Annotated in this window: 5 protein-coding genes; 3 read left to right on the plus strand and 2 right to left on the minus strand. The window is 60.5% G+C overall.

The annotated features are described in order from the left end of the window. A partial coding sequence (locus FEM54_RS34180) for a hypothetical protein (RefSeq protein ID WP_171045919.1) occupies positions 1-369 on the plus strand: 369 nt, incomplete at its 5' end. 240 nt (positions 370-609) lie between these two features. On the opposite strand, the gene FEM54_RS27730 is transcribed toward FEM54_RS34180, so the two are convergent. Continuing rightward, a complete protein-coding gene (locus FEM54_RS27730; protein WP_138453771.1) occupies positions 610-909 on the minus strand; it encodes a hypothetical protein in 300 nt (99 codons plus the stop codon). Between the two features lie 117 nt (positions 910-1,026). Further along, on the minus strand, positions 1,027-1,767 hold the full coding sequence (locus FEM54_RS27735; RefSeq protein ID WP_138453772.1) for a hypothetical protein: 741 nt from the start codon (positions 1,765-1,767) through the stop codon (positions 1,027-1,029). Between the two features lie 427 nt (positions 1,768-2,194). Between FEM54_RS27735 and FEM54_RS27740 the strand changes: the two genes are divergently transcribed. After that, positions 2,195-2,653, plus strand: a complete 459-nt coding sequence (locus FEM54_RS27740) for a (2Fe-2S)-binding protein (RefSeq protein ID WP_017137716.1) — start codon at positions 2,195-2,197, stop codon at positions 2,651-2,653. Then, positions 2,653-3,602: molybdopterin cofactor-binding domain-containing protein (locus FEM54_RS27745; protein WP_138453773.1), on the plus strand; the 950-nt coding region annotated here is incomplete at its 3' end. The genes FEM54_RS27740 and FEM54_RS27745, both read left to right, overlap by 1 nt.

The following is a 3,602-nucleotide window of genomic DNA, read 5'->3' on the forward strand; positions in this document are numbered from 1 at the left end:
CTGTCGCCCATCACGCTGCATTCCATCATGCATTTCATCATCGACATCGACATGCCCATGGTCATCATCGGCATGTTCATGTCAGCCATCATCTTCATGGCATCGGCCGACATGCACAGCATCGACATGTTTGCGCACTGCATCATCATCGGCATGCCGCAGTTCATCATCATCGCCATCATGTCGGCATTGGTCTTGAACTGCGCCATGTCCATACCGGCCGCCGGCTTCATGGTGCACATCATGGCGTCGCCCGCCATTTCGCACTTCATGGTCGCCATCATCATCGGCATGCCCATCATCGGCATCATTGGCATGGACGTGTTCATCGGCATCTGCATTGCGTTCATCATGTTCGAAACTCCGTAATCGACAGGAAATGGCTAAGTTCTGGCGCCGATTCTAGAGACACCGGGCGACGGCGCAAGACGACGGCAGAGCAGCACAAATGGCTGTTCGGGAGCGTGCTTGGGTGACCAGGACAGCGACACCGGGCGTGATAACAGATAAATCGCTGTAAAGACGTTTAAAGCCGCTACTGGCACCGCATAAACGCCAGGATGGATATGCGATTAAAGCCTTGCGACCTCACTTAAGGAAATAAACGATCTAACCCGAGAGCAAAACCTGGTGATCAGTCGCGTCCGTGAGCGGTTCGATCGTGCGCATAAAATCATCCGCCTCAGACCCCCTGAGGAAACTGAACCCCGCCATTTCATCGCAGGCCAGGATGTCAGCCAGGGCTTTACGTAACTGAGACTCCGCCGGCGAATCGCGCAGCAGTTTATGTGCACTCAATAACACCTCGGCAGGAACACCCTGGGCGCTTGCCACGTCGATCACCGCAAAGAGAATGAATCGCAGACGAACTTCGCGATCCGTAGGCCAAACCGTTTTTCGCTTACCCAAGGTAGGCACTCATCCGTTGAGAAAAGTCCGAGGCTATTGCCCACCGAGGGGTGTTTCAAGCGTGGGGACTTAAGATAGGCCACTTCCTACACCTGAAAGGGAAATACCGTACCTACATTACTGCACCGGCAAGAAATTCATCAGCAGCAAACTCTGCGCGTAGTTGAGCGCCACACGTCGGTAGCGTTCATCGAGCATCTGCGCGAGCAAGTCCAGGCGCGCAACCACTTTGCCGAACTCGACCGCAAAGCTCAGGTTACTGCCCTCCTCCGATATCTCGTTGGAAAACAGCAGCAACACCCCGTTGGCATCCTGGCGCTGACTGAGCAGCCAGGTGGCTTTTTCGATATTGCGTGCGGCGTTGCTGACAAACTGCGGGTTGATCGAGTCAGTCATATAGAACTGGGTGCGGCCGCCGTGGGCGGTCACCAGCATGCTGCCGATCGCGTAGATAAACGCACCGACCCGGTCGCCTTTGAAGTCGGGGCTTAACGAGTAACTCAAGGCCGCGAGATCGCGCCGCTCGCCGAGGGCCGGCAGCGGTTGCTGATGCTCGATGGCCTGGCGGATTTCCCGCGCGGCACTCACCGCATCCGGGTAACCGGATAGGCGCCACTGGCTGGGGTTGCGCAGGTAGAGCTTGCTCATCAACAGATACAGGCTTTGCAAGTTGTCGCGCATGCTCAGGGTTGCCATGCGGTCAACGCTGGTCTGAAAGAACTCATCGGGCCTGCCATTGCTGAACTGGCTGGCGATGTCGCGGCCCTGCTGCTGGCTGCAACCACTGGTAAACAGTGCCAAAAGAACAACCAAAAACAACGGCCAGCGGGAGATACAAGTATGTGACGTTCGATCCATCGGCACCGGGTCTGATTCTGCTGCCCACACTCTGAATGAGTGGGGTCGTGACAGGGATAGATCAGGAGAATCAAAAAAAGTGCGGCGAGCCGGGTCGGATCAGAGGTTGCCTACACACAAAGGAGTGCCTATAGGATCGTTCCCACGCGCCGCAAAGGAATGCCGCCCTGGACGCTCCGCGTCCCGCTTCTGACGCCGTGACGCAGAGCGTCACAGGATGCGTTACCACGCGGAGCGTGGGAACGATCAAGCTGCCGGTAGTGCATTCCTGCGAAATACTTGCCTGATCCTCCGACTTATCGACTGGCGGATAGATAGCCCTTGCGCCGTGGTCTAGAGTGCAACGATGGGCCACAAGTCCCACTCTTCTTATAAGGGCTCAAAAGAGCTCAGCACCACCAACCGATGATCAGCAGGTGAACCCGCCATGGAATTACGTATCAACCAAAAGACCTACCAGGTCGATGCCGACGCCGACACGCCGCTGCTGTGGGTGATCCGCGACGACCTCGGCATGACCGGCACCAAGTACGGTTGCGGCCTGGCCCAGTGCGGCGCCTGTTCGGTGCTGGTGGACGGTAATGTGGTGCGCTCCTGCGTTACCCCGGTGGCGGGTGTGGTCGGCCGCGAGGTCACGACCATCGAGGCCATTGAGGACGATGCGGTGGGCAAGCACGTGGTCGCCGCCTGGGTCGAGCATCAGGTGGCGCAATGCGGTTATTGCCAGTCCGGGCAGGTGATGGCGGCCACGGCGCTGCTCAAGCACACCCCCGCGCCGACGGTCGCGCAAATCGATGCCGCCATGGTCAACCTGTGCCGCTGCGGCACCTATAACGCCATCCACACCGCGATGCAGGATTTGGCCCAGCAGAAGGAGCGCGCATGATGAATACGCGCAACGAACTGCTTGATGTGGCCCTGGGCGACCCGGTCAACCTGTCACGCCGGCGCTTTCTGGCCAGCACCGCCGTGGGCGCGCTGGTGATTGGTTTCGGCCTGCCGCTGGGTGGCGGCCGCGCCTTCGCGGCCACCGCCAACCCTGCGGAGCGCGGCACGCAGGTGCCGGCGTTTCTGGAGATTCGCCCGGACGGCACGGTGCGCCTGCTCAGCCCCTTTATGGAAGGCGGCCAAGGCACCCACACCGCCATGGCGCAGATTGTCGGTGAAGAACTGGACGCCGACCCTGCCACGTTTGTCGTCGAAGCCGCGCCACCGGGCGATGCCTATGTGGTGATGGAAAACGGCATGCGCATCACCGGCGGCAGCATGTCGGTGCGCATGAGTTACCCGGTAATGCGCCGCCTGGGCGCCCTCGCCCGCGCCATGCTGTTGCAGGCCGGCGCCGAGCAACTGGGCGTGCCGGTCGCACAACTGACCACCACCCCCGGCCGCGTGGTACACGCCGCCTCGGGCCGCTCGCTGGGCTACGGTGAACTCGCCAGCCGCGCCCTCGACATGCCGGTGCCTGACCCGTCCACCATCACCCTGCGCGATCCGAGCCAGTTCCGCTGGATCGGCAAGCCGGTCAAACGCCTGGATGCCTACGACAAATCCACCGGCAAGGCGCAATACAGCATCGACCTCAAGGTCGACGGCATGCTCCACGCCGCCGTGCAGCATGCGCCGCGCCTGGGCATGACCGTGGGCAGCCTGCGCAATCAGGCGCAAGTTGAGGCCATGAAAGGTGTGCACTCGGTGCATCAACTGCCTGGCGCCGTGGCAGTGGTGGCCGAGCGCTGGTGGCACGCCAAGCGTGCAGTAGAAGCTATTCAGGTCGAATGGCTGGAAGCCGCCGCTGACTCTACAGTGCGCGCCATGCCGGCAGACTTTTCCAG

The sequence above is a fragment of the Pseudomonas edaphica genome (assembly GCF_005863185.1).
GTDB classification, from domain to species: domain Bacteria; phylum Pseudomonadota; class Gammaproteobacteria; order Pseudomonadales; family Pseudomonadaceae; genus Aquipseudomonas; species Aquipseudomonas edaphica.